The sequence below is a fragment of the Luteococcus sp. H101 genome (genome assembly GCF_038433155.1).
In the GTDB taxonomy this organism is placed as follows: Bacteria; Actinomycetota; Actinomycetes; order Propionibacteriales; family Propionibacteriaceae; genus Luteococcus.
This window is the reverse complement of sequence record NZ_JBCDMW010000016.1, coordinates 75,229-100,263: the sequence shown is the minus strand read 5'-3', so window position 1 is coordinate 100,263 and position 25,035 is coordinate 75,229. Positions and strand designations below refer to the sequence as shown.

General features: G+C 68.8%; 24 protein-coding genes and 1 tRNA gene. 10 read left to right on the top strand and 15 right to left on the bottom strand.

Annotation, left to right across the window (positions count from 1 at the left end; genetic code table 11):
• Window positions 1–45 precede the first annotated feature (45 nt).
• The 4 genes from AAEX60_RS06450 to prfB form a co-directional block, all read right to left on the bottom strand.
• Complete coding sequence (locus AAEX60_RS06450; RefSeq protein ID WP_342102008.1) at window positions 46–1,494, bottom strand: peptidoglycan DD-metalloendopeptidase family protein; 1,449 nt, start codon at window positions 1,492–1,494, stop codon at window positions 46–48.
• Between the two features lie 43 nt (window positions 1,495–1,537).
• The gene (gene ftsX, locus AAEX60_RS06445) at window positions 1,538–2,440 is read right to left on the bottom strand and encodes a permease-like cell division protein FtsX (RefSeq protein WP_342102007.1); all 903 of its coding nucleotides are present in this window, start codon (window positions 2,438–2,440) and stop codon (window positions 1,538–1,540) included.
• 28 nt (window positions 2,441–2,468) lie between these two features.
• Window positions 2,469–3,155, bottom strand: a complete 687-nt coding sequence (ftsE, locus tag AAEX60_RS06440; RefSeq protein ID WP_342102005.1) for a cell division ATP-binding protein FtsE — start codon at window positions 3,153–3,155, stop codon at window positions 2,469–2,471.
• A 106-nt stretch (window positions 3,156–3,261) separates the two neighbouring features.
• The gene (prfB, locus tag AAEX60_RS06435) at window positions 3,262–4,371 is read right to left on the bottom strand and encodes a peptide chain release factor 2 (protein WP_446721282.1); all 1,110 of its coding nucleotides are present in this window, start codon (window positions 4,369–4,371) and stop codon (window positions 3,262–3,264) included.
• 73 nt (window positions 4,372–4,444) lie between these two features.
• On the opposite strand from prfB, the gene AAEX60_RS06430 reads away from it, so the two are divergent.
• The 7 genes from AAEX60_RS06430 to AAEX60_RS06400 all read left to right on the top strand — a co-directional run bounded on the left by AAEX60_RS06430 (window position 4,445) and on the right by AAEX60_RS06400 (window position 13,594).
• A complete protein-coding gene (locus tag AAEX60_RS06430) occupies window positions 4,445–4,909 on the top strand; it encodes a GatB/YqeY domain-containing protein (protein WP_342102004.1) in 465 nt (154 codons plus the stop codon).
• Between the two features lie 106 nt (window positions 4,910–5,015).
• Window positions 5,016–6,125 carry an acyltransferase family protein gene (locus tag AAEX60_RS06425; RefSeq protein ID WP_342102001.1) on the top strand — a complete coding sequence of 370 codons (1,110 nt, stop codon included), beginning with the start codon at window positions 5,016–5,018 and terminating at the stop codon, window positions 6,123–6,125.
• Between the two features lie 12 nt (window positions 6,126–6,137).
• Window positions 6,138–6,211 (top strand) — tRNA-Val (locus AAEX60_RS06420).
• 40 nt (window positions 6,212–6,251) lie between these two features.
• A complete protein-coding gene (locus AAEX60_RS06415) occupies window positions 6,252–7,676 on the top strand; it encodes a D-glucuronyl C5-epimerase family protein (RefSeq protein WP_342101998.1) in 1,425 nt (474 codons plus the stop codon).
• Window positions 7,673–9,901 carry a leucine-rich repeat domain-containing protein gene (locus AAEX60_RS06410; RefSeq protein WP_342101997.1) on the top strand — a complete coding sequence of 743 codons (2,229 nt, stop codon included), beginning with the start codon at window positions 7,673–7,675 and terminating at the stop codon, window positions 9,899–9,901. The genes AAEX60_RS06415 and AAEX60_RS06410 overlap by 4 nt, the downstream gene beginning before the upstream one ends.
• A 148-nt stretch (window positions 9,902–10,049) precedes the next feature.
• Window positions 10,050–11,567: a catalase gene (locus tag AAEX60_RS06405; RefSeq protein ID WP_342102058.1), complete on the top strand. Its 1,518-nt coding sequence runs from the start codon at window positions 10,050–10,052 to the stop codon at window positions 11,565–11,567.
• Window positions 11,568–11,614: 47 nt separating this feature from the next.
• On the top strand, window positions 11,615–13,594 hold the full coding sequence (locus tag AAEX60_RS06400) for an amino acid transporter (RefSeq protein ID WP_342101996.1): 1,980 nt from the start codon (window positions 11,615–11,617) through the stop codon (window positions 13,592–13,594).
• A gap of 152 nt (window positions 13,595–13,746) precedes the next feature.
• Here the strand turns inward: AAEX60_RS06400 and mgrA are convergent, their stop codons facing one another.
• Window positions 13,747–14,745, bottom strand: a complete 999-nt coding sequence (gene mgrA / locus AAEX60_RS06395) for an L-glyceraldehyde 3-phosphate reductase (protein WP_342101994.1) — start codon at window positions 14,743–14,745, stop codon at window positions 13,747–13,749.
• A 321-nt stretch (window positions 14,746–15,066) separates the two neighbouring features.
• Here mgrA and AAEX60_RS06390 point away from each other — a divergent pair, with 321 nt between their 5' ends.
• Window positions 15,067–15,729: an SPFH domain-containing protein gene (locus AAEX60_RS06390; protein WP_342101992.1), complete on the top strand. Its 663-nt coding sequence runs from the start codon at window positions 15,067–15,069 to the stop codon at window positions 15,727–15,729.
• A gap of 189 nt (window positions 15,730–15,918) precedes the next feature.
• Entirely contained in the window at window positions 15,919–16,386 is a 468-nt protein-coding gene (locus AAEX60_RS06385) for a DUF2087 domain-containing protein (protein ID WP_342101991.1), read from the top strand.
• Here the strand turns inward: AAEX60_RS06385 and AAEX60_RS06380 are convergent.
• Entirely contained in the window at window positions 16,383–17,189 is an 807-nt protein-coding gene (locus AAEX60_RS06380) for a carbon-nitrogen hydrolase family protein (RefSeq protein ID WP_342101989.1), read from the bottom strand. The two genes, AAEX60_RS06385 and AAEX60_RS06380, sit on opposite strands and share 4 nt — an antisense overlap.
• 79 nt (window positions 17,190–17,268) lie before the next feature.
• On the opposite strand from AAEX60_RS06380, the gene AAEX60_RS06375 reads away from it, so the two are divergent.
• Window positions 17,269–19,065, top strand: coding sequence for an ABC transporter ATP-binding protein (locus tag AAEX60_RS06375; RefSeq protein WP_342101987.1), 1,797 nt, complete (start codon window positions 17,269–17,271; stop codon window positions 19,063–19,065).
• Here the strand turns inward: AAEX60_RS06375 and AAEX60_RS06370 are convergent, their stop codons facing one another.
• Genes AAEX60_RS06370 through AAEX60_RS06330 form a run of 9 tightly spaced genes read right to left on the bottom strand, consistent with a single transcriptional unit; the run spans window position 19,066 to window position 25,032 of the window.
• A complete protein-coding gene (locus tag AAEX60_RS06370) occupies window positions 19,066–20,475 on the bottom strand; it encodes an aldehyde dehydrogenase family protein (RefSeq protein ID WP_446721286.1) in 1,410 nt (469 codons plus the stop codon). It lies immediately after the preceding gene.
• A 29-nt stretch (window positions 20,476–20,504) separates the two neighbouring features.
• The gene (locus AAEX60_RS06365) at window positions 20,505–21,509 is read right to left on the bottom strand and encodes a cob(I)yrinic acid a,c-diamide adenosyltransferase (RefSeq protein ID WP_342101984.1); all 1,005 of its coding nucleotides are present in this window, start codon (window positions 21,507–21,509) and stop codon (window positions 20,505–20,507) included.
• Window positions 21,509–21,784 (bottom strand): EutN/CcmL family microcompartment protein, encoded by a 276-nt coding sequence (locus AAEX60_RS06360; RefSeq protein ID WP_342101982.1) that lies wholly within the window; start codon window positions 21,782–21,784, stop codon window positions 21,509–21,511. The genes AAEX60_RS06365 and AAEX60_RS06360 overlap by 1 nt, the downstream gene beginning before the upstream one ends.
• Before the next feature lies 1 nt (window position 21,785).
• Window positions 21,786–22,544, bottom strand: coding sequence for a flavoprotein (locus AAEX60_RS06355; protein ID WP_342101981.1), 759 nt, complete (start codon window positions 22,542–22,544; stop codon window positions 21,786–21,788).
• Window positions 22,541–23,377, bottom strand: a complete 837-nt coding sequence (gene eutJ, locus AAEX60_RS06350; RefSeq protein WP_342101980.1) for an ethanolamine utilization protein EutJ — start codon at window positions 23,375–23,377, stop codon at window positions 22,541–22,543. Before eutJ ends, AAEX60_RS06355 begins: the two co-directional genes overlap by 4 nt.
• A 2-nt stretch (window positions 23,378–23,379) precedes the next feature.
• Complete coding sequence (gene pduL, locus AAEX60_RS06345; RefSeq protein WP_342102057.1) at window positions 23,380–24,033, bottom strand: phosphate propanoyltransferase; 654 nt, start codon at window positions 24,031–24,033, stop codon at window positions 23,380–23,382.
• Between the two features lie 3 nt (window positions 24,034–24,036).
• Window positions 24,037–24,312: a propanediol utilization microcompartment protein PduA gene (pduA, locus tag AAEX60_RS06340; RefSeq protein ID WP_342101979.1), complete on the bottom strand. Its 276-nt coding sequence runs from the start codon at window positions 24,310–24,312 to the stop codon at window positions 24,037–24,039.
• The gene (locus AAEX60_RS06335; RefSeq protein ID WP_446721281.1) at window positions 24,309–24,686 is read right to left on the bottom strand and encodes a BMC domain-containing protein; all 378 of its coding nucleotides are present in this window, start codon (window positions 24,684–24,686) and stop codon (window positions 24,309–24,311) included. The genes pduA and AAEX60_RS06335 overlap by 4 nt, the downstream gene beginning before the upstream one ends.
• On the bottom strand, window positions 24,673–25,032 hold the full coding sequence (locus AAEX60_RS06330) for a glycerol dehydratase reactivase beta/small subunit family protein (protein WP_342101978.1): 360 nt from the start codon (window positions 25,030–25,032) through the stop codon (window positions 24,673–24,675). The genes AAEX60_RS06335 and AAEX60_RS06330 overlap by 14 nt, the downstream gene beginning before the upstream one ends.
• Between the last annotated feature and the right edge of the window lie 3 nt (window positions 25,033–25,035).

Sequence of the window (25,035 nt, the reverse complement as noted above, 5' to 3'; positions counted from 1 at the left end):
GACGAAACGGCTGTGACTCCCCAGAATAGGCCCTCCGGGAGGGGCTCAGAAATAGGTGTTGGGGTTGACCAGCTGGCCGTCCCGCCAGACCATCAGGTGCAGATGGCAGCCAGTGGAATAGCCGGTGGTGCCCACATGGCCCAGCACCTGACCCTTGGTGACCTTCTGCCCCACACCCACCACATAGTGGGTGGCGTGGTTGTAGGCGGTGGTGACGTAGTGCCCGTCGACCGAGCCGTGGTCGACGATCAGCCGGTTGCCGTAGCCCGCGTTGTAGTAGGCCTCGGTGACCACGCCGTCGGCGGGGGCCACCATGGTGGTTCCGCACGCGGCGCCGTAGTCCATGCCGTCGTGCAACTTCCAGATGTGCAGCACCGGGTGGAAACGCTGCCCGAAGGGTGAGGTCACGGGGCCCTGGACCGGGGCGCCGAAGCCGCCGCCGGCGGAGGCGGCAGGCGCGGTCTGGGGCGGCGCGGCGGACAGCGGCGTGCGATCCGCTCCGGTGTGCTTGCTGGCGGCAGCCTTGGCGGCCGTCTCCGCCTTCTTGGCGCCCTCCGCCTTGCGCTGCGCCTCGGCCTCCAGCTGGGCGGCCGCGGCCTGGGCAGCCTTCGCAGCGGCGGCCTTCTGGGCGGCGATCCGGGTCTCGATCCGCTGCTGGACCGCGCTCGACTCGGCCGCCAGGGCCTGCTGCCGCTGCTTCTCCGCGGCCACCTTGTCCGCGGCGGCGGTCCGGGCCTGCTGGTGGGCGCTCACCAGTTGGTCCACCGAGGCCTTGGCCTGGCTGGCCTGGGCTGCGGCCGCCTTGGAGGCGGTCAGCTGGCTGGCCGCCTTGGCGCGGGCCTCGGCCACCTGCTTCTCCGCCTCCGTCTGGGCCCGTTTGGCGACGTCCAACTTCACCTGCAGGGCCTTCAGGCGATCCATCTGCGCCTGGGTGGCATTGAAGATGGTGGTGGACCACTGCATGGTGGAGTTCACGTCGGCGGTGCTGTTGACCTCGGTCACGAAGGCTGCGATCCCCAGCAGTTCGGTGTTCTGCTGGTGGGTCTCGCGCACCGAGGCGCCGATCAGCCGGGCCTCGGCCAACACCCGTCGGTGGTTGTCCACGACGTCCTTCTGGGCCTTGGCCAGCTTGGCGCGGGCCGCGTCCAGGGCCTTGGCCTGCCGAGCATCCTCGGCCTGGGCAGCATCCCGGGCAGCAACCGCTGCCGCCAGCGCCTTGCGCGCCGTGGCCAGCTCGGCCTGGGAGGTGGCCAGGGTCTCGGCAGCCTGGTTCAATTCGGCGGAAAATTCGGCCAGATCGGACTGGGACTGCGCCATCCGCGTGTTGATCCGGTCCCGTTCGTCATCCAGGTCCTCGGCCCCCGCAGGGGGGGCCAGAGCGAGGGTCAGGCCCACCGCGGTCACGGCAACCAGGGCGAGGCGCGCCGACGCCCGGGCGCGCGCTCGAGAGCATCTACCGTCGGTGAACTCCTCGACGCTGGCTGCGGTGTCCATGGGCGTTCTACCTCATCCCGGCCAAAGCTGAGCGTGGGGTCACTCAGACTCTCAGGTATTTCCTAGTTGCAAGCAACGTCGGAATGATAGCCAGCGCAATACCCACCAGCGCAACCGCGACCATCGCCACTCCCGCGTGCTGCCAGGAAATCCAGCGCAGGGCCTTGATGGAAACTTCAGCGTTCTTCACGATCACCGACCAGTAGCCGAAGGCCAGGGTGCCGCAGGCCAGACCGGCGCCCACCAGCCCGGCCACCAGGCTCTCCAGCAGGAAGGGCAGCATGATGTAGGAGTTGGAGGCACCCACCAGCCGCATGATGCCCAGTTCGCGACGCCGGCTGAAGGCCGCCATCCGGATGGTGTTGGCAATCTGCAGGGCGGCGGCCAACAGCAGCAGGACGCTCATCCCGATGGTGGCCCACTTCAACGCATTCAGCCAGCTGAACAGCGGGTCCAGGACCTTGTGCAGGTCCTGGACATTCTGCACACCGGGCAGCACCTCCGCCTCGTCCACCACCCCGGCGTACTGGGCCGGATCCTTGAGCTTGATCCGGTAGGAGTCCTGCATCTGGTCGACGGTCAGCGTCTCCAGGATCGGCGAGTCGGCGAAGGTCTGCTTGAAGTCGTCGTAGGCCTCCTGCTTGCTCTCGTAGAAGACCTGCCCCACCTCCGGATTGGCCTCCAACCGCTGCTTGATGGCCTGGCGCTGGGCGTCGGTGACATCCTTGCCCGGCTCGCACATGCCACCCTTGGAATCCTGCACGCACAGGAAGACGCTGATCTCGATCTTGTCGTACCACTTGCCCTTGATCAGGTCCACCTGCTGCATGGTCATCAGGCCGGCCCCGAACAGGCTGAGGCTGACCCACATGGTGACGATCACCGCCAGGGTCATGGAGACATTGCGACGAAGCCCGGACCAGGTCTCGCGGAGGGTGTGACGCATCGATATTCCTTTCGGCTGTCCGGACGGCTCAGGCCGTGCCGTAGACACCCTTGGTCTGGTCGCGGATCACGCTGCCCTGATCCAGCTCGATCACCCGTCGTCGCATCTGGTCCACGATGGTGGCGTCGTGGGTGGCGATGATCACGGTGGTGCCGGTCTTGTTGATCCGGTCCAGCAGCTTCATGATCCCGACGCTGGTGGCCGGGTCCAGGTTGCCGGTGGGCTCATCGGCGATCAGGATCTGCGGCCGGTTCACGAAGGCCCGCGCGATGGCCACCCGCTGCTGCTCGCCGCCGGAGAGCTCCTCGGGCAGCCGATGGCCCTTGCCGGACAGCCCCACCAACTGCAGCGTCTCCGGCACCAGCTGCCGGATCTCACTGGTGGGCTTGCCGATCACCTGCAGCGCAAAGGCCACGTTCTCGTCGACGGTCTTGCCCGGCAGCAAGCGGAAGTCCTGGAAGACGGTGCCGATCTGGCGCCGCAGTGCCGGCACCTTCCAGCTGCGCAAGTGGTTCAGGTCCTTGCCCGCGACGTGGATGGTGCCCAGCGTGGGACGGTACTCGCGCAGCACCAGGCGCATGAAGGTGGACTTGCCCGAACCCGACTGGCCGACCAGGAAGACGAACTCGCCCTTGTCGACCTGGACGCTGACATTCTTCAGCGCGGGCTTGGTCTGCCCGTGGTAGATCTTGGTGACATTGTCGAAGGTGATCATGCCCGTCCTTGGCCGTGGGGAAAGCTCGGGGGTGCTGTGGCCGACACGGAGTCTAGGCCGTGCCGGGACCGCGCGACGAACCGTCCCGGACGCGGTCAGCGGACGCTCAGTCGTCCTCGCCCTTCATCCGCCACCGGATCCCGGCGTCGATGAAGCCGTCGATCTCCCCGTCGAAGACGGCATCCGGATTGCCCACCTCGAAATTGGTGCGCAGGTCCTTGACCATCTGGTACGGGTTCAGCACATAGGAGCGCATCTGGTCACCCCAGCTGGCCTTCACGTCGCCGGCCAGTTCCTTCTTCTTGGCCTCCTCCTCCTGCTGCTTGAGCAGCAGCAGGCGGGACTGCAACACCCGCATGGCGGCGGCGCGGTTCTGGATCTGGGACTTCTCGTTCTGCATGGAGACCACCAGGCCGGTGGGCAGGTGGGTGATCCGCACCGCCGAGTCGGTGGTGTTGACACTCTGGCCGCCGGGGCCCGACGAGCGGAAGACGTCCACCCGGATGTCACCCTCGGGCACGTCGATGTGGTCGGTGTCCTCGATCAGCGGGATCACCTCGACGGCGGCGAAGGAGGTCTGGCGTCGGCCCTGGTTGTCGAAGGGGCTGATCCGCACCAGCCGGTGGGTACCGCTCTCCACGCTCAGGGTGCCGTACGCGAAGGGCGCGCTCACCTCGAAGGTGACCGACTTCAGCCCGGCCTCCTCCGCATAGGAGGTGTCCATCACGGTGACCTTGTAGCCGTGCCGCTCCGCCCAGCGGGTGTACATCCGCAGCAGCATCTCGGCGAAGTCCGCGGCGTCGACGCCACCGGCCCCGGCGCGGATGCTGACCACGGCATCGCGCTCGTCGTACTCGCCGGACAGCAGGGTGCGCACCTCGAGGGCCTCGATGTCGCTCTTCAGCTTGCCCACCTCGGTCTGGGCCTCGGCGGCGGCATCCGCATCGGACTCCTCCGCGGCCATCTCCAGCATCAACTGGACGTCGTCCAACCGCTCACGCAGCTGCTCGACGCGTTCGACGTCGGACTGCAGCGCGCTCAACCGGGAGGTGACCTTCTGGGCGTTGGCCTGGTCATCCCACAGGTCCGGCGCGGCCACCTGCTGCTCCAGCTCGGAGATCTCGCGCTTCTTGGCCTCGGGGTCGAGCACCGCCTCGATCGACTTCAGGGAAGTCTCGAGGGTGCTGATGATGTCGGAAAGATCTGCAAGAGCCACGTCGAGGGAGTCTACCCGCGAAAGTCGCTTGCGGCGACGTGAAAGACTTGGACCACTGACGAAAGGACCGCTCGTGGGAGCACTGAAGAATCAACTCAAGCAGGACCTGGTGACCGCCATGAAGGCCAAGGATGATGCCGCCAAGAGCAACATCCGGATGGCCCTGACCGCCATCCACAACGAAGAGGTGGCCGGCGATGTCGCGCGCGAACTGAGCGATGCCGAGGAGACGACGGTGGTCACCAAGGAGGTCAACAAGCGCAAGGATTCCGCCGAGGCCTACCGCGCCGGCGGCCGGGAGGACCTGGCGGACAAGGAGGCCTCCGAGGCAGCCTTCCTGGCCCAGTACCTGCCCGCCCCGCTCACCGAGGACGAGGTGCAGACCCTGGTGGACGAGGAAGTGGCCGCGGCCAGCGTCGACGGCGAGAAGCCGACCATGCGCCAGATGGGCCAGATCATCAAGGCCGTCTCCGCCCGTGCCGAGGGCCGCTCCGACGGCAAGACCATCTCCGGGCTGGTGAAGAAGGCCCTGGCCTGACAGGTCTAGGCAGACCCGCATAGTCAGCCCAGCGCAAGTGGTTGGCTGAGCGTCCACTGACAGCGTCGTTGCGCCGCTGCTCCCGACCCATGTGAGGGTGGAGGGCATGGCTGAACCGACTCCGACCGGCACCACGCAACGCCCCCGCGAGACCTGGATCGACCTGGCACGCGGTGCGTGCGTGCTGCTGGTGGTGCTGTACCACGTGGTGCTGTGGCACCTGCAGCAGGTGGACACCCCGCCCCTGCGGTCGGGCACCTGGGTTGGTCTCAACGACGTGGCCGGCGGGATCCGGATGCCGCTGCTGCTGATGCTGTCCGGGCTGCTGGCGGCCGGCAAGATCGGCCGGGGTCGCTCGGCGGTGCGAGGTGCCGCCGCGAACTACTGGCTGTACGCCGTGTGGCTGACGGTCTATGCCGTCGCGTGGAGCCTGTTCGTCTTCCCCACCCCGGAGAAGGTCACCCTGGGCAGCAGCTGGGCCACGCAGCTCCTGTTGCCGGGAACCCCGTTGTGGTACGTCTTCGCGCTGTCCTGCTACCTGCTCTTTCTCTGGCTGGCCCGGCCGCTGCCGGGGTGGCTGGTGATTGCGCTGCTGGCGGTGCCGATGCTCTTCCTGCACCCGGGCCAGCGGATGTGGATGAAGGTGCCGGTGTTGGCCATCTACTTCGCCATCGGCGTGTACGCGTCGGGCTGGCTGAAGCGCACCCTGCGCAGCCGGGCCTGGGCCCTGGTGCTGGCCGGCGTGATCGGATACCTGGTCTCCGGCCGAATGGTGGGCCTGGCCGGCGGGCGCTGGGAACTGCTGCAGGCCAGCTTCTTCGTCGGCAACCTGGGCAAGGGCCTGACCGCCCTGGGGCTGGCCTGGTATGCCAGCAGGCTCGGCGCCGCGGCGCGGTTGGGCGCGTGGGTGGGGCGGCACACGCTGGCCATCTACGTGATGCATCCGCTGCTGTTGGGCGCCCTGATGCTGGCAACCTCCCACTCCCCTGCCCTGGCCGGTCTGCCCGCCCGGCTGGGAGGGGCCGCGGTGGGCTATCCCCTGCTGGTCACCGCCCTGATCGCGGCCATGGCCCTGGCCCTGGAGGTGGCGCTGAAGAAGCTGGGGGTGCACTTCCTGTTCGGCCTGCCGGGAGCGTGGGACCGCAGGTTACGGGGCTGGGAGCGGGGGCCGGTGGCGCCCCGTCGCGCGGAGCCCAGGTTGGACCCGGTATCCTGAGGCGCACCGCCCGGGCGCATAGCTCAGTTGGTTAGAGCGCTTGCCTTACAAGCAAGATGTCGGGGGTTCGAGTCCCTCTGCGCCCACTGGACTCCCGTCCGGGAATCCGGTACCGAAGGAATGACGATGACGTCGACCCCCCTGACACGTCGGGCGCTGCTCGCAACGGCCACCGCCCTCCCCTTGGCTGCGGCGCTGCCGGAGGTGGCCGACGCCCGGGCTGGTTGGCGGTTGCTGGCCCAGCAGGTGGACTCCCCCGCCAAGTCCTTCGGGTTGATCGGTGCCGGTGACCGTGGCGGGATGATCTCGGCCCCCAGCGACCCGATCCCGCGGCTGAAGCTCAAGGATGGCCGGGTGGTGATCCATCCGACCCAACTGGGCAACCTGCTCAATGCCCACCTGGACTCCTACAGCCGCAGGCCGGACCGGGAGCAGCTGCGCTTTGCCGCCACCGTGATGGAAGCCCTGATGCAGCGGACAGCACGACGTCAGGGCGCCCGCTTCCTGGCCTACGAGTTCAACTGGCATGCCGACGGCCGGCCGCTGCCCGGGCCCTGGTACTCCTCCTTTGGCCAGTCCAAGTTCCCCCGCGCCCTGCACCGGCTGGAGCAGGCCACTGGGGAGCGCAAGTGGGCCCGCTACCGGCAGGAGGTGGTGGCCGCCTTCCACCTGCCGCCACTGCGCAGCCGCCCCACCCAGCCGTGGATCGCCGGCGTCGATGCCAACAACTGCCTCTGGCTGGAGGAGTACCCCTCGCCCGTCGGCCGCTTCTCGACGGTCTTCAACGGCCACTTCTACGCGCTGGCGGAACTGGGCTTCTACCTCCAGCAGACCAAGGACCCGCTGGCACGCGAGGTGGTCCAGGGCGCCGCCGCCACCCTGGACTTCTACCGAAACTACTGCCGGGCCCCCGGCCGGTGGTCCAACTACTTTGCCAACAGCACCACCAATGTGCCGAGCTATCACTCCGTCAACACCAGCTGCTATGTCGGCCTGTGGAACCTGACCGGACTGGGCCGGGTTGGCACGGTCAGCGACCAGATGTTCGCGGACTGGCCGTACACCACCGACACGAGGGCCGCGGGGCGGATCCGGGTGAATCCCGGTGTCCACCAGATCCAGCGGCCCGTCGGTTCCGGGCCGGGCAAGCCCCAGGTCTGGAAGACCACCAGCCCGATGGTGCTGCGCACCACGTCGCGGCACCGCTGGTCAACGGCCACCGGGACCTGGCTCTACATGGCCGAGGGCCCCAAGAGCGGCTTCTGGGTGCGGGAACAGGCGGACCTGGCCTTCCGCGTCGGGCTGGACACCGACCAGGCCATCTATACCCGACCACGGCCGGTGCTGATGAAGCTCGGCGGGCCGATCGTGGGCTACCAATGGTCTGCCGACGGCGTGGGCAAGGCGGTGCGCAGCACCAGCTTCTCCCGCAGCGCCGTCGTGCCGGGAACCCAGCGCGCCACCCTGGGTGGCCGGGGTCACATCCTGGTCACCGAGGGCCGCTTCGCCGGCCTGTGGGTGCGTCAGGGCGGGCGGGTGAACTTCCAGTGAGCACGCAATTCCGCCGCTCCACGGTGAGCGCACTGGCCCTGGCCGGCTTGACCGGCACCCTGCTTCCCCTCAGCTTCCCGGCGCCCGCCCAGGCGGCTCCCACCCAACCCGTCGTGCGGGAGCTCTCCGCGCGCACCGACGTGGCCGGCGGTGGGTTGACCATCCAGATCGACGGCGAGGGCTTCGGCCACAACCCGGTGGTGTCCTTCGGCCAGACGCCCGCCACCGACGTGCAGGTGCTGTCCGCCACCCGGCTGCGGGTGCGGGTGCCCGCCCATCCGGCGGGCCGGGTCCAGGTGACCGTCCGGGCGGACCGCAGCACGTCCCCGGTCGGGCACGGCACGGGCTTCCGGTACGTGTCCGCCTCCGGTCTGCGCTCCACCACGGCCCCCGTCGCCGCCCAGCGTCGACGCGTTGAGGGCGCGGCAGTCACCGGCGGGGTCACCGACCCCCGGCTGGTGGCGTGCATCAACGACGCGCTGGGCCGGCCCATCGGCACCGCCGTCACCCGCCCCGATCTGGCTCGGCTGAGCCAGCTCAATTGCCAGGACCGGCAGATCCAGAGCCTGGCCGGGCTGCGCTGGGCCAGCAACCTCACCCGGCTGGACCTCTCCCGCAATGCCCTCACCGACATCACCGACGTCGCCAGCCTGCGGCAACTGCAGGAACTGTGGCTGGGCAACAACCGGATTGCTTCCCTCACCCCGGTGGCCCCGCTGACGCACCTGCAGGTGCTGGATGCCCGCAGCAACCGGATCGGCTCCCTGGCGCCGGTGGCCACCGCCACCGCGCTGCAGGAGCTGTTGGTGGACGACAACCAGCTCACCGACCTGTCCGCGGTGGCCCGGCTCCCCCGGATCATCACGGTGGAGGCCGCCTTCAACCGGATCGGCTCGCTGAAGCCGCTGGCCGGCCGGCGCACGCTGCGCTCGGTGCAGCTGTGGGGCAATCAGGTCTCCGACCTGACCCCGTTGTCCGGACTCACCGGGCTGGTGGCGCTGGATCTGGCCGCCAACCGGGTCAGCCGGGTGGAGGCCCTGTCCCGCCTGACGCTGCTGCAGGAACTGAACCTGGAACAGAACCAGGTCCGGGTGCTCGGCCCGCTGCGCCGGCTGACGGCGCTGACCTCACTGAACCTGAATGCCAACCAGGTCAGCGACGTGTCCCCGCTGGCCGGTCTGGGCAAGCTGACCTGGCTCTTCCTGCGGCAGAACCGGATCACCGATCTGGCCCCGCTGCGCGGGGTGCGGGCGCACGCCATCGAGGCGCAGGACCAGTACCTGCCCCTGCCCGGCAACACCACCGGCTGGTGGCCGCTGAGCGTGCGGGACCGGGCGGGCCGGGTGCCCGCCGCCCAGGGAGCCAGCCTGGGCACCGGGATCCTGCGCTGGCCCGGAGCGGGTTATCGCAGCATGACCTTCGCCTCCGCGGACCAGACCTTCAGCGGGCGGGTCACCCAGCGGGTGCAGCGTGCCAGCACCGAACGCTTCGGGGACCTGAGCGGTGACGGCTGGGCGGACCTGTACGCCCTGCGCGCCGGAACGCTGCAGGTGCATCCCGGCAGCGCGGCCAACCTGCTGACGCCGGTGACCGTCTCCTCGGCCTGGGGCAACACCAACTGGCTCGGCCGGGTGCACGACTTCAACGGTGACCGGCAGACCGACCTGTTCTCCCGGGACCGGGACGGCCGGTTGTGGTCCTGGCAGGTGGTGGGGCTGGGCTCGATGTCCTCGGCCCGCCAGATCGGCAAGGGCTGGTCCTCGATGCGGCTGATGACCCAGGCCGGCCGGCTGGCCGGCGGAAGCAGCCAGCACTTCATCGCGGCCGACAGCACGGGCGCGCTCTACCGCTGGACCATGACCCCCACCGGGCTGGCCCAGCGCACCCGGATCGGGGTCGGATTCGGCCCGGTCCGGACGCTGCTTCCCGTCGGTGACTGGAACCGCGACGGCCGGGATGACCTGGCCGCCATCTGGCCAAACGGCCGGATGCAACTGTTCACCACCACCCCCGCCGGGACGCTGACCAATGGCCGAGTGATCGGCCAGGGCTGGGCCGGCCTAACGTCGGTGACGATCGCCGGGAAACTCTCCACCGGCGGCACGCTGGACCTGGTGGCGCGACGGCCGGATGGCCGAATCTCGGTCTGGCCCAACCGGGCCGGCACGTGGGGCAGCCCACGGACCGTCGCCACCGGCTGGCCGGCCAACTCCGCTGTCAGCTGACTGGGGCCCCGAGGCCCTTCCGCGACGCAGCCCCAAGGTGCTTGACTGGCTGAAACGCGGAAGGAGCATCCCCATGACCGATCCCACCGTTCCCCAGGAAGACAGCCTCGGCGCCCTGCCCCCGGGCGCCCGCACCACCGGTTCCACCATGTCCAACGGCGCCCCCGCCGTGAGCGACCGCAACTCGTTGAGCATCGGCCCCGACGGCCCGCTGCTGCTGCACGACGTGCACCTGGTGGAGAGCCTGGCCCACTTCAACCGGACCAATGTGCCGGAGCGTCGCCCCCACGCCAAGGGCTCCGGCGCCTTCGGCACCTTCGAGACCACCGAGGACGTCAGCCAGTACACCCGGGCGGCCCTCTTCCAGCCCGGGGTGAAGACCGACATGTTGGCCCGTTTCTCCACCGTGGCGGGCGAGATGGGTTCCCCCGACACCTGGCGTGACGTGCGCGGCTTCAGCCTGAAGTTCTACACCGACGAGGGCAACTACGACCTGGTGGGCAACAACACCCCGATCTTCTTCGTGCGGGACCCGCAGAAGTTCGCGCACTTCATCGCCTCCCAGAAGCGCCTGCCCGGCAACGGCCTGCGGGACAACCAGATGCAGTGGGACTTCTGGAGCCTCAACCCGGAGAGCGCCCACCAGGTGACCTACCTGATGGGTGACCGCGGCCTGCCGCGCAGCTACCGGCACATGAACGGCTACGGCTCGCACACCTACATGTGGGTGAACGCGGCCGGCGAGCGGTTCTGGGTGAAATACCACTTCCACAGCCAGCAGGGCGTCGAGGGCCTGACCGGCGAGCGGGCCACCGAGATTGCCGGCGAGGATGCCGACTTCCACCGTCGTGACCTGTGGCAGGCGATCGAGCGCGGGGACTACCCGCAGTGGCGCCTCTCGGTGCAGGTGATGCCCTATGAGGAGGCGAAGGACTACCGGTTCAACCCCTTCGACCTGACCAAGACCTGGTCCCACAAGGACTACCCGCTGATCCCGGTGGGCACCATGACGCTGAACAAGAACCCGGACAACTTCTTCGCCCAGATTGAGCAGGCCGCCTTCAGCCCGTCGAACCTGGTGCCCGGGATCGGCTTCAGCCCGGACAAGATGCTGCTCGGGCGGGTCTTCGCCTACCCGGATGCGGCGCGGGCCCGGATCGGCACCAATTTCGACCAGCTGCCGGTCAACCGTCCGCGGGTGGAGCGCAACTTCTATGCCATCGACGGCCACATGAACTACGAACAGGGGAAGACCGCCGCCGTCTACGCCCCCAACTCGATGGGCCGCCCCTATGCCGACCAGGTGGGCCCGGCCCACAACGGCTGGGAGGCCGACGGCGAGATGGTGCACCAGGCCTACACCCTGCACGCCGAGGACGACGACTTCGGCCAGGCCGGCACCCTGGTCCGGGAAGTCTGGGATGACGAGCAGCGGGCCCGCTTCGTGGACACCGTCGCCGGGCACCTGCTGGGCGGCGTGACCGGTGAGGTGCTGCAGCGGGCCCTGGCCTACTGGAAGGCCGTCGACGAAACCACCGGGGCCCGGATCCAGGCCAAGGTGGAGGCGGCCCAGCCGGACAACCGCAATCCCGGCGGTGAGCCCGACAAGGCCAAGGGTCGCGCCGACGCCGGAGTCCAGGACAAGCGGACCAACGCCGCCCACTGACGGCCCCGCGGCATGCCGGACGAACTCACTGGCCCTACCCTTGACCAGTGAGTTCGTCCTTGGGCGCCCCGCGCCGCACGCAGCAGTCCCCCTTCCTCCGCTGGTTCCTGGAGCGGGACGAGACCGATTCCTCCGGTCCCTATGAGAATCCCGACGAGTCGGTCAACCAGAACCACGTCAAGCCGTGGTACGCCGTGATGTGCCTGACCGGCGTCGACTACTTCTCCACCTTGGGCTACCAGCCGGGCATCGCCGCCGTCTCGGCCGGCATCCTGGCCCCCGTCGCCACCCTGGTGCTGGTGCTGATCACGCTCTTCGGCGCCCTCCCGATGTATCGACGGGTGGCCAAGGAGAGCCCCAATGGCGACGGTTCGCTGTCCATGCTGGCCAAGCTGCTCAGCTACTGGCCCAGCAAGGTGCTGGTGCTGGGGCTGATTGGCTTCATCGCCACCGGATTCATCTTCACCATGACGCTGTCCGCCGCCGACGCCACCGCACACATGGTGGAGAACCCGATGCTCAAACAGGCGCTGGAGGGCAAGCAGGTGATCATCACCCTGCTGTTGCTCACGCTGCTGGCGGCGGTCTTCCTGAAGGGCTTCAGCGAGGCGATCGGCGTGGCCGTGGTGCTGGTGCTGGTCTACCTGGGCCTGTCCGTGGTGGTGATCGTCCGCGGGCTGATGGAGGTGCTGGAGCACGCCTCACTGGTGACCGACTGGAGCCGGCTGGCGGTGGCCCAGAACGGCAACTGGCTGGGGGTCTTCGGCGCCGCGATGCTGGTCTTCCCCGCCCTGGCGCTTGGCCTGTCCGGCTTCGAGACCGGCGTGCTGGTGATGCCCCAAGTCAAGGGCGACGCCTCCGACACCCGCGGCAACCCGGCCGGCCGGATCCGCAATGCCAAGAAACTGCTGGCCACGGCGGCGCTGATGATGAGCCTGCTGTTGATCGGCTCCTCCCTGGCCACCACCCTGCTGATCCCGGCCAAGGAGTTCCAGCCCGGCGGCGAGGCCAATGGCCGGGCCCTGGCCTACCTGGCCCACCAGTACCTGGGCGAGGGTTTCGGCACCGCCTACGACGTCTCCACCATCCTGATCCTGTGGTTCGCCGGGGCCTCGGCCATGGCGGGGCTGCTCAACGTGGTGCCCCGCTACCTGCCGCGCTTCGGGATGGCGCCGGACTGGGCCAAGGCGGTCCGGCCGCTGGTGGTGGTGATCTGGGGCATCGCCGCCGTTGTGACCATCATCTTCAAGGCCAGCGTGGATGACCAGGCCGCCGCCTATGCCACCGGCGTGCTGGCGCTGATGACCTCGGCCGCCGTCGCCGTCGCCCTGACCGAGCTGCGCCGCAAGCACTGGGCACCCGGCTTCTACTTCAGCCTGATCAGCGCCATCTTCATCTACACCTTCGTGCAGAATGTGCTGACCCACCCGGGAGGTCTGTGGATCTCCCTGCTCTTCGTCGCCCTGATCATGGTGGTGTCCATCTGGTCCCGCACCAACCGCAGCCTGGAGCTGCGCGTGCCCATCGTGATCTACGACGAGGGCGCCCGCCAGATGCTGGACCAGGCCATCGCCGATGCCCAGGCGAAGCCCTGCCCGGTGCGCTTCCTGGCCAACAAGCCCGGCTCCGGCAGCGAGGATGAATACAACTACAAGGCGCTGGAGGTGCGGTTGGACAACCACATCCCCAACGAGTCGGCCACCCTCTTCCTGGAGGCGGTGATCTCCGACGCCTCGGACTTCGAGGCGCCGGTGGAGGTGACCTCGGCCGTGGTGGGCCGGCACAAGATCCTGCGCGCCCGCGGCACCGCCGTACCCAATGTGATTGCCGCGGTGCTGCTGGACGTCAACGCGCGCACCAATGAGCCGCCGCACTGCTACTTCGAGTGGTCGGAGAAGGGGCCGGTGCAGAGCGCGCTGCGCTTCCTGGTCTCCGGCGAGGGCGACACTCCCCCGCTGGTGCACGAGATCATCCGGCGCAAGCAGCCCGAAGAACGGTGGCGCCCCCAGCTGCACGTTGGGGGCTGATGAGGCGCCACCTCTTCCTCCCACGAGCGCAGCCGCGAACCTGCGAGCGGCGATGCGCGCGAGTGTTCGGGGGTTCAAGGGGGTCGTCCCCCTTGCCCACGACACCGAACGGTGGCGCCCCCAGCTGCACGTTGGGGGATGAGGGCTCCGAATCAGCCCAGGATCTGGTCGATCCGGGTGAGCTCCTCGTCACTGAAGTCCAGCTTCGCCAGGGTCTGGAGATTGTCCTCCAGCTGCTCAAGGGAGCTGGCGCTGATCAGCGTCGACGTCACCCTGGCGTCCCGCAGGATCCAGGCCAGCGCCATCTGGGCCAGCTTCTGACCGCGCTCCTGCGCCAGTTCGTCGAGGGCACGAACCTTGCCCAGGGTGGCCTCGTCCAGCTGGTTGGCCAGGTTCTGCACCCGGGCGGCGCGGGAGTCGGCGGGGATGCCGTCCAGGTAGCGGTCGGTGAGGATTCCCTGCTGCAGCGCGGAGAAGGCGATGATGCCCATCCCCTGCCGCTCGCACTCGTCGGTCAGCCCGTCCTCCACCCAGCGGTCCAGCATGGAGTACTTGGGCTGGTGGATCAGCAGCGGGGTGCCCAGCTCGCTCGCGATCCGGTTCGCTTCGCGGGTCTGCTCGGGGCTGTACGATGAGATCCCGACGTAGAGCGCCTTGCCGCTGCGCACCGCCTGGTCCAGCGCCATCATGGTCTCCTCCAGCGGGGTGTCCGCGTCGAAGCGGTGGCTGTAGAAGATGTCGACGTAGTCCAGGCCCATCCGGGTCAGCGACTGGTCCAGGCTGGCCAGCAGATACTTGCGGCTCCCGCCACCCTGGCCGTACGGCCCGGGCCACATGTCATAGCCCGCCTTGGTGGAGATGATCAGCTCGTCGCGGTAGGGCTTCAGGTCATCGGCGAACAGCTTGCCGAAGTTCAGCTCCGCCTGGCCATAGGGCGGGCCGTAGTTGTTGGCCAGGTCGATGTGGGTGATGCCCGCGTCGAAGGCCCGACGCACGATGGCTCGCTGGGTCTGGCCCGTGGTGAGATCCCCGAAGTTGTGCCACAGCCCCAGGCTCAGGACGGGCAGCCTGAGGCCCCACTTCCCGCAGCGGCGGTAGGGCATCTGGTCATAGCGGGTGGGGGCGGCGAGGTATCCGGTCATGGCTGCCATTGTGCCGCGACATAAATCGGTTGCGATGCCCGGGGCTCCCGAGGATCCTTGTGGGTGTCCCGCGGCAAGCAGCGTGGCCGGTCTCCCGGTGGAACACGTCCTGCGCATCGCCGCGACGACGACGCTGTTGCAGACAGCTCTGGCATTCGGAGGTTCGAGTCCTCCTACCCGGTGCATCGCCCGGCCCACCCGTGGCCCGGGGCCCTGCGGCCGTGCCCACGTCCCCGTCGGTTTGCGACGGTGGCCGGGCACTGCCCCGCCCCCGGCCGCCGGGCCGGGCGATGCATCCTCACCCCACCTGACCTGAAGGAGGGTCGACCCATGAAGAAATCCCTGTTCAACCTCACCGTCGAGACCCGGGAGACGGTGCTGGCCTACCGCGCCGGGCGGCTGGTGCGGGCCTTCGGCCCCGGCCGGTACCGGGTGCGGCCCGGTCTGAGCACCGTGGTGGTGGACATGGGTGAGCAGGTGCTGGCCCTCAAGCCGCAGGACGTGCCGTGCGCCGACGAGATCCCGGTGCGGGTGACGCTGGCGCTGCGCTGGCATGTGGTCGATCCCGTGGCCTGGCACGAGGTGGCCACCGACCCGCTGGACCTGGTCTACCTGGCCGCACAGGTGGGCCTGCGTGACCTGCTGGCCGCGCACCGGGCCGAGGAGGTCACCCGTGCGCTGCGCGCCACCTCCGAGTCGGTGGGCGTCCTGGCGGCTGCCGTCGCCCCGGTGGCGGCGCGGGTCGGAGTCACCGTCGACGAGGTGGTGCTGAAGGACATCACCCTGCCCGCCGAGCTGCGGCACGCCATCGGTCAGGTGGTGATTGCCCGGCACCAGGGCCTGGCGAAGCTGGAGGCCGCCCGAGCGGAAACGGCGGCGCTGCGCTCGATGGCCAATGGCGCCAAGCTGCTGGAGGACCACCCGGCCCTGGCTCGGCTGCGGATGGTGGAGGCCGCCACCTTCGGCTCCAAGCTGGTCATTCGCGACGCGTGAGCATTTCACTTGGCCGGGCGCGCCGGCTGTGGCAAAGTGCTGCTGACGGCGCGCCTGACGCCGAGCCCCGCGAGGACCCCAGCTCCCGCGCCGTGGCGAAGGGGAGCAGATCCTCGGGTGCGTGAATCCTGTCGTCGTTCTCTGAACTGCGTTGCCGTGCTGGGGACGTGCTGCGCAGTGGGGAAAGACATGACCAAGGACAGTGACTTCAAGCAGCTGGTGCGCGAGCGGATGCGCGAAACCGGGCAGAATTACACGGCGGCCCGCGCCGATCTCGCCAGCGGACCCCACCGGGACGAGCGGTGGCTGCGGGCGCAATCCGAACACCAGGTGGTGATCGACCGCTTCATTCGGGATGGTCGTCTCGTGCAGTTCCCGGCCCGACGCAAGGCCCGAGCCTCGGTGCTGCTGCACCTGGTCTCGCTGTTCCAGCCCAAGACCACCTACCCGGAAGTCAGGGTCAACGACACGCTCCACACCGTCGTCGAGGATCATGCCTTCTGGCGTCGCGAGCTGGTCAACTACGGCTACCTACGGCGCGAAGCTGGGCAGTACTGGCTCGCCACCGAGCCGCCGGTTCGTCCGGCACACATGGCGCAGGAGATCCCGCTGTGGGAGGCAGTCTGGCTGCCCGGTCACCTCCGCGGTGAGAGCTAGCGCAGGATCGGGACGGCCTCGCGGGCCTTGGCGACCACCGAGAGGTCGAGGTCGGCGACCAGCAGTTGCGCCTGGTCACCGGCCTGGGCCAGCACCTCACCCAGCGGTCCGGCGACCAGGGAATGCCCCACACCGAGCGGCTTCTTGCCGCCGGTGTCCTGGGCGGCCTGGTCGGCGGCCAGCAGGATGGCCTGGGCGTCCATTGCCCGGGAGCGCACCAGCAGTTCCCACTGCTCGGACTTGCGCGGGCCGTCCTGCCAGGACGCGGGCAGGCAGATCAGCTCGGCCCCCTGCCGGCCCAGCTCGGTGAACTGGGCGGCAAAGCGCACGTCGTAGCAGGTGGCCAGGCCGATCCGGGTGCCGAGCGCGTCGATCACCACCAGCCGCTGGCCCGGCGCGACCGTCTTCGACTCCCGGGTGCGGAAGGCGTCGTACAGGTGGATCTTGTCATAGCGCTCGTCCACCGGGCCGCCGTCGGTGACCAACAGGGTGTTGTGCACCCGGCCGTCCGCGGCGGGGGTGAACACTCCCACCACCAGCAGCGCACCGCACTCCCGGGCGATCTCCCGGATGCCGTCGGCGAAGGGGCCGTCCAACGGCTCGGCGACGGTGCGCGGGTCGACGGTGAAGTTGGCCATGGTGGCCTCCGGGAAGACCACCAGCCGGGCACCCTGCTCGGCGGCCTGCCGGGCCCGGTCCCGGACCAGGGCCAGGTTCTGCCGGGGGTCATCGGTGGCGTTGAGCTGCGCCAGGGCGACGCGCAGCGTGGCGGGCTGGGTGGGCTCCTGCGTGGTCTCGTCCATGACTGGAGCCTACGCGAGCACGCGTACACTGTTTCAGCCGTCAACAGGTTGGCGGGGGTCGATTCGTCGGGAGTCAGTGGTGCGCAGTCTTGTCCAGATCCTTGCCGCGGTGAAGGAGCTTCGCTGGTACTACACCGGCATCATCGTCTGCTCCGTGCTCACCGCCGCCACCGGGCTGGCCACCCCGTTCATCATCAAGGCCGCCACCGACGAGGTGGTGGCCGGGATCCAGGGCCATGGCCGCGGCGTCGCGGTGGTGATCTGGCTGGCCGTCGCGCTGCTGGCAGCCGACCTGGCCAACACCCTGATCAGCAATGTGGGCGGCTATCTGGGCGACGTGATGGCCGCCCGGCTGCGGGCGCGGCTGAGCCAGCGCTACTTCCACAAGCTGCTGACCCTGCCCCAGCGCTACTACGACACCGCGCTGACCGGCACCATCATCAGCCGGCTGCAGCGTTCCATCACGGAGACCACGCAATTCCTGCAGAGCTTCAGCAACAACTTCTTCCCGATGCTGATCACCCTGGTGGCCTCGCTGGCCATCACCGCCTGGTACTCGCCGTGGATCTCGTTGCTGCTGCTGGCGATCTTTCCCACCTACATGTGGCTCACCACGCTCACCAGCAAGAAGTGGCAGCGGCTGGAGGGTGAGAAGAACACCCACGTGGACATCGCCGGCGGCCGCTTTGCCGAGGTGATCGGCCAGATCCGGGTGGTGAAGTCCTTCGTGCAGGAGAAGCGGGAACTGGCGAGTTTCACCGAGCACTACGACGCCACCGTCGGGCTCACCAGGCGACAGTCCAGCTACTGGCATTCGATGGATGCGGCCCGACGGGGTGCCATGAACGTGATCTTCTTCGGCGTGTACGCGCTGATCTTCGTCCGCACCCTGCAGGGTGCCTTCACCATCGGCGTGATGGTGCTGTTGATCCAGCTGGTGAACCTGGCCAAGCAGCCCGCCCAGATGATGAGCTACCTGGTGGACACCGCGCAGCGGGCCATCGCCGGTAGCCAGGACTACTTCCGGGTGATGGCCGAGCCGCAGGAGCGCCCCGAGCTGGCCGCGCCCGTGGTGGCGGCGCCCCGAGTGCTGGCCCACGACGAGCCGATGATCGAGTTCTCCGGGGCCAGCTTCGGCTACGACGACGGGCACGAGGTGCTGCACGACGTCAGCTTCGCCATCGGGCAGGGCGAGCGCGTGGCCTTCGTCGGTGAGTCCGGTGGCGGCAAGACCACCCTGGTCAGCCTGCTGTTGGGGCTGTACCGGTTGGACCGGGGCGAGGTGCGGGTGGCCGGTCACTCCGTCATGGACACCCCGGCCGAGCTGCTGCGCGGCAGCGTCGGCGTCGTCTTCCAGGACGCCAGCCTGTTCAGCGGCACCATCCGGGAGAACATCGCCTATGCCAACCCCGACGCCACCGACGAGCAGATCCAGCAGGCGGCCCGGGAGGCCAATGCGCATGGCTTCATCATGGGTTTCGAAGACGGCTACGACACCCTGATTGGCGAGCGCGGGTTGAAGCTGTCCGGCGGCCAGAAGCAGCGGATCGCGGTGGCCCGGGCGATGCTGAAGGATGCGCCCATCCTGGTGCTGGACGAGGCCACCAGCGCCCTGGACTCCAAGAGCGAGCGGCTGGTGCAGGAGGGCCTGGACCGGCTGATGCACGGCCGGACCAGCGTGATCATCGCGCACCGGCTGAGCACCATCGCGACGGTGGACCGGATTGTCACCCTGCGCAATGGCCGGGTGGACGAGATCGGCAGCCCGGCCGAGCTGGCCACCACCGGCGGGATCTATGCCGAACTCCTCGCCCTTCAGGCGGCCGGCAGCAAGCGGGACCGCAAGAAGCTCAAGGAGTTCGACATCACCGCGTGATCAGCGCATGTTCAGCTCGCCCACCATCGCGCACCGGCGGCGTCGGGCGAAGCTGCGTGCACAGGTCAGTCCCTCACCGGTTGGCCCGGCGATGGTGAAGGTTGTGTAGCCCTCCCCACCGATCCCGATTCCCGCATAGGACGGCCCATTCTTCACAAAGATCGTGGTCTGGATCATCCGCCCCATCTTGGTGAGCTTGGTGACGTCCCTGGAGTGCATGATCGCGGTGTGCCGCAGCCCGTGCTCCACCTCCACGGCCAGATCGATCGCGGCATCGACGTCCGGCACCCGGACCACGGCCAGCACCGGCATCATCAGCTCGTGCTGGCAGAACGGGTGGTCCTTGTCCGTCTCCACCAGGATCAACCGGCAGCTGTAGGGCGGCTTCACGCCGATCGCGTCGAGGATCTCACCGGCGGGCTTGCCAACCCACTCCGTGCGGGGACCGGTGCGCTGGTCATTGAGCACCAGTTCCTCCAGCTTCTTCAGGGTCTCGGTGCCCTGCACCTCGAAGGCCCCAACCTTCTCCATCTCGAACTTCAACAGGTCCGCGATGCACTCCTCCGCGATCACTTCCTTCTCCGCTGTGCACGGCAGGTTGTTGTCGAAGCTTGCGCCGTCGACGATGTCCTTCGCGGCCCGCACGATGTCCGCGGTGCGGTCCACCACGACGGGCGGGTTGCCGGCCCCCGCCCCGATGGCCTTCTTGCCGGAGCTGAGCACCGTCCTGACGATCCCGGGCCCACCGGTGGCCACCAGCATGCGCACCGCGGGATGGGCCATCATCGCGTTGGTGTTCTCGATCGACGGTTCGCTGACGGTGACCAGCAGGTTCCGTGGTGCCCCGGCCTTGGTCAGGACCTTGTTCAGTTCGCTGATGAGCCACACGGACAGGTCCCGGGCACGTGGGTGCGGGCTGAACACGACGGTGTTGCCCGCCGCCAGCATGCCGATGGCATTGCAGATGATGGTCTCGGTGGGGTTGGTGGTGGGCGTGATCGCCCCGATCACCCCGAAGGGTGAATACTCAATGGTGGTCAGTCCGTCGTCCCCGGACCAGGCGTCGGTGACCAGATCCTCCACGCCGGGGCAGTTGGTGGCCGCCAGCCGGTTCTTGACCACCTTGTGCGCCACGTCGCCCATGCCGGTCTGCCGTACCGCTTCCTCCGCCATGTACTGCAGGTGTTCGGGCACGACGACGAAGTCCCGGATCGCCTGGACGAAGCGCCGCCGGTCCGCCATGCTGCATCCCAGGTATTCCCGCTCGGCCCGCTCGGCTGCGGCGATGGCGGCGTCCATGGTGTCGAAGATCCCGGTGCCGTCGTCGGCGGCGGGGGTCCTGACCGCGGTGGAGCGTCCCTCCAGCACGTCGAGCTGACCCTCCACCTCACCGACGACCTTGCGGACCATCTTCTCCACCAGTGCCACGTCGATACTCATCAGTTTCCACTCCCTGTGCTTGCCATGGCCACCTTGACCAAGGCCATGTCCTGTTCCACGGTGCCGCCGGAGATGCCGATGCCCCCGGCCAGCCGCCCCGCGACGAAGATCGGTTCGCCACCGCCGAAGGCCACGACCCGCCCCTGGTTGGAGGCCTGCAGTCCATACAGGTCGCCGGATTCCAGCACCTGTTCCTTGATCCGGTCGGTGGGTTGTCTCAGCGCGGCGGCCGTCCAGGCCTTGTTCAGCGCCAGATCGAGGCTGACCAGCAGGGTTCCCGGCATCCGGTGCAGCAGCATGGTGGTGCCGTGCTCGTCCACGGCGCCGAAGGCCACCGGGAGGCCCATCCGCGCGGCCGCCGCCTGCACGGCCTCGGCCATCCGCATGGCCGTCTCCAGCGTGAAGGCGGCCTTCTGCCCCGTCCCGGTCGGCAGGCCGGCCTCCCGCAGGTTGCGCTCGACGATGTCACGAACCACGGCCTGGTCATGCTCCTGCTCCAGCACCCGCGCGATGGCGTACAGGGCATCGGACAGCCGGTTGAGGTACTTGACCAGCTCGGGGCGGACCTCATCCGTGTGGGCGAGGGTGAGCACCCGTCGCTCCGCCCGGCGAACGGCGGAACGAGCCACGTGGAAGGTCGCCGAGCGCGGATCCCGGCCGGGCACCACGAACTGGGTCGGCGGCCCGGTGATCTCCAGGGTGCGGTCGATCACCCGCTCCAGGGCCGAGACATCGTCGGTTCCCACCAGGTCGGCCAGTTTCCCGCGGCCGGCAGCGTCGCTGGCCAACTCGGCACCCACCACGAAGAGCCGCAGCTGGGCGCGGTGCACGTCGTCCCGGAAGGGATGCCCGCCGGGCAACAGGGCCTTGGCCTGCCCGATCAGGGTGTTGGCCTCGTCCACCGTGCCGTAGGCCTCCACCCGGGCGCTGTCCTTGTCCACGCGCGAACCACCGAACAGGCCGGTCTGTCCCCGGTCTCCGCTGCGGGTGTAGATGGCGGGCATCACAGACCCTGCTCAACCTCGACGGTGTCCACGATCCCGACGATCACCGCGTCGATGGGGGCGTCGGGACGCGAGGAGGACACCCGGGCAGAACTGCCCTTGGTGACAATCACCACCTCGCCGTTGCCGGCGCCCACGGCATCCACCGCAATCTCGGGCAGACCGGTGCACTGCTGCGCGGTGTCCATCCGCTGCACCAGCAGCAGCTTGCACCCCACCAGCCGGTCATCCTTGCTGGTGGAGACCACATTGCCCACGACGCGTGCCAGGAACATGTCAGATGCCTTTCGGTGCTCGAATGAGCTGGATCCGCTTGGCCCGGGCAATGTCCTGGGCCAATGAGGTGACCAGCGCCCCCGCAGGAATCTGCAGGGTGATGTCGTCGGCCAGCGGCGTCAGCACGGTCTGGCTGATCAGGGTGCGGTCGCAGTGGACCGCCCCAGCCGACGGAATGGCGTCGGGCCCGGGGGCCACACGCTCGCGCCAGACCTGCTGGGCGACGCGGTCAAGCTGGGCAGCCTCGCAGAAGGTGACGCCATAGCCCGCCAGGTCGGTGAGGTTCTGCCGCAGCCGCTCGGCGAAGGCGGGTGGGATGTCGGGGAACCACGCGCGTTTGTCCGGGTGGTCCGGGCAGGCACCGTTGCGGGCCGCCACCACCGGCCGGTTCTGCAGCAGGAACTGGTGCACCAGGTTCGAGGCCAGGCAGTCGGCGATCCCCTGGGAGGCCTTGGCAGCCACATTGCAGGTCAGGGTGGGGATCAGCAACAACTGGTGGTCCCGGACCAGATCGCGGGTGAGCTCCTCCAGCCCCAGGGCATCCAGCCGCGCGGGGTTGAGAACGTGCCGGGCGCTCTCGGTCATCACCTGGTTCAGCTGCCACCCGTCGTCCTTGAGCCGACCGAGCGAATCCATGGCGTCATCGAAACCGAGCAGCGCCCCCGTGAACAGCACCAGAGCCCGACGCGGCCGGGTGCGCTCGGCCAGCAGCTGCTCCACCACGCTGGTGACCAGCGCCCGGATCTCCTGCTCGGTCATCGTCCTCCCCCTTCCCGGGGCGCCATGGCGGTGCCCAGCGGCGTCACGTACAGCGGTTCGGCCGCACCCATCACCGGCTGGCCGATCACCTGGGCGAAGAGCTCCGGGGCGCCGGCAAAGGAACTGGCGCCCCCCACCAGATGGATGACGGGTACGTCCTGGCCCTCGACGGCGCGTCGGGCAATGGTGGCCATCTTCTCCAAGGTCGGCCGTACCAGTGCGAAGACCTCTTGTGCCTTGGCCGGCGACTTCTTGTACTTCTCCGCCGCGTCATAGTCCAGGCCCAGTGCACCGGCCAGCACCAGAGTCATGTGATGACCGCCGGTGGCCTCGTCGACGGACAGCGCCACCGCCCCGTCGCGCAGGACGGAGACGCCGGTGGTGCCGTGCCCGACGTCGATCACGGCACCGTCCCGCAAGCCCAGGACCCGGGCGGCGGCGACGGGCTCGTCCACCACTTCACGCACCTCCAGACCGGCGGCCTCCAGCACATTGCGGAAGATCGTGGTGGTGTCCTCCCCCACGGCGGGCGGGATCGAGACCGAGGCGTCCTGGAAGTGGTGGCCCAGCCGGTCCTCGAGCACCTCGCGCAGCTGGCGCACGGCGCGCACCGCCCCCAGCCAGTCGACGACGATGCCGTCGCGTACCACGGTGGAGCGCAGCTGGGCCCCGGCCACCGGCCGGTCCCTGCCGTCCACGACGGAGAGCACGATGTTGGCCGTGCCCAGGTCCACACCCAGGGCCAGCGGCCCTTCGGCGGATGCGACCGTGCCGCGCTTGACCAGGGTGGCGAACCGCTTGGTCACACGATCGGGGCTGGGGGCGGTGGGCATGGTCAGGCTCCCGGCAGCAGGATCTGGGCGATGGCACCGGTACGAACCCCCAGCGCATTGCCCTCGTCGGTGTCCAGATGGAATTCGGGCAGGTAGGAGTCCTGCACCCGCACCACCACATTTCCCAGCACCCCGCCGCGGCCACCGCCCAGCCGGACGCTGACCCGGTCCAGGTGGCTGAGCCCCAGCCGTTCGGCGTCGACGGTGCCCAGGTGCAGATGGCGGCTGGCGACGATGGCGGCGTGCGGCAGGCTGATCCGGCCGCACGGCCCCGCCACCTCGACGGGGGCAGCCTGTGCCAGTGAGCCGGAGACCGCCAGCACGGGCTTGATGCCCAGGGTGAAGCAGTCGGTGGTGCTCAGCTCCACCTGGGAGGCCTTGCGGCAGGGGCCCATCACGCGCACTCGCGCGAAACTGCCCTTGGGTCCGTGCACGGCGACGGTCTGGGTGGCGGCATACTCGCCACGCTGCCGCACATACCTCATCGGTTGGATCGCCTCCTGACCGAAGAGGACCGCGAAGTCCTCTTCGGTCAGGTGGACATGACGGTTCGAGATGCCGACAACGACCAGGGATGGGTCCAGGCTGCCCAGGGCGCCGTAGACCGCCCGCCGCACGGCGTCCTCGACCAGCATCTCCCGGGCCTTGTCGTCCATCACTCAGCCCTGCTTGGGCAGGATCTTCTCGACGTCCGCGTGGGGCCGAGGGATCACGTGGGTGGACAGCACCTCGCCGACATTGGCGGCCGCTGCGGCACCGGCGTCGACGGAGGCCTTCACGGCCCCGACATCACCACGCACCATCACGGTCACCAGCCCGGCACCGATCTTCTCGGTACCGACCAGCACCACATTGGCCGACTTGGTCATGGCATCGGCGGCCTCGACGGCGCCGACGAATCCCTTGGTTTCAACGAGTCCGAGGGCTTCGCTCATTTCTCCTCCTCCTTCTTGGTGGTGGCCCGCGCCTTGCTGGCCGGTGCCGTGGTGGGTGTGAAACCCACGGTCTGGTTGTTGAAGACCATCCGCTCCAACTGCTCGTTCGGCCGCGGGATCACCGAGGTGGAGACCACCCGGTTCACCTGGCCGGCCGCGGCCTTCGCGGCGGCGACGGCGGACTGCACCGCGGCCACCTGACCGAGCACCTTGACGGTGACCAGGCCACCGCCCTTCGCCAGCTCGTAGCCGACCAGTTCCACGTCGGCGGACTTGCAGGCGGCATCGGCCGCCTCGACGGCGGCGGTCAGGCTGAAGGTCTCGATCAGGCCGAGCGCCTTGGTCAGCCGGGGTCCGGGGTCAGCGGTAGGCATGGAGCGGGACTCCTTTGACGATTCGGGCGGCGTTGGCACCGAGTGCTCGGTCCCATTCACGCCGCTGGTTGAGGTGTCGGGCGATGTAGGGGCGTCCGGCGGGGAGCTTTTCGGTGGTGACGACGGCGAACTCGAGGCTGAGGCCGATTCCGACGCCGAGTCGGGATTGGGTGCTGGCCTGGTGCGCGAGCGTGAGCGGGTTGATTTCGTCACTGTGGGTGAGGTCATGGGGAATGCCTTCCTCTTCGATGCCGAGCAGGAGCTCGGTGAGTTGCTCGGGCTGGATCGTGGCGTTCACGGCCACGACGATGCTGGGGCGGGGAGCCTTGGGAGGGGGTGCGGCCATCGC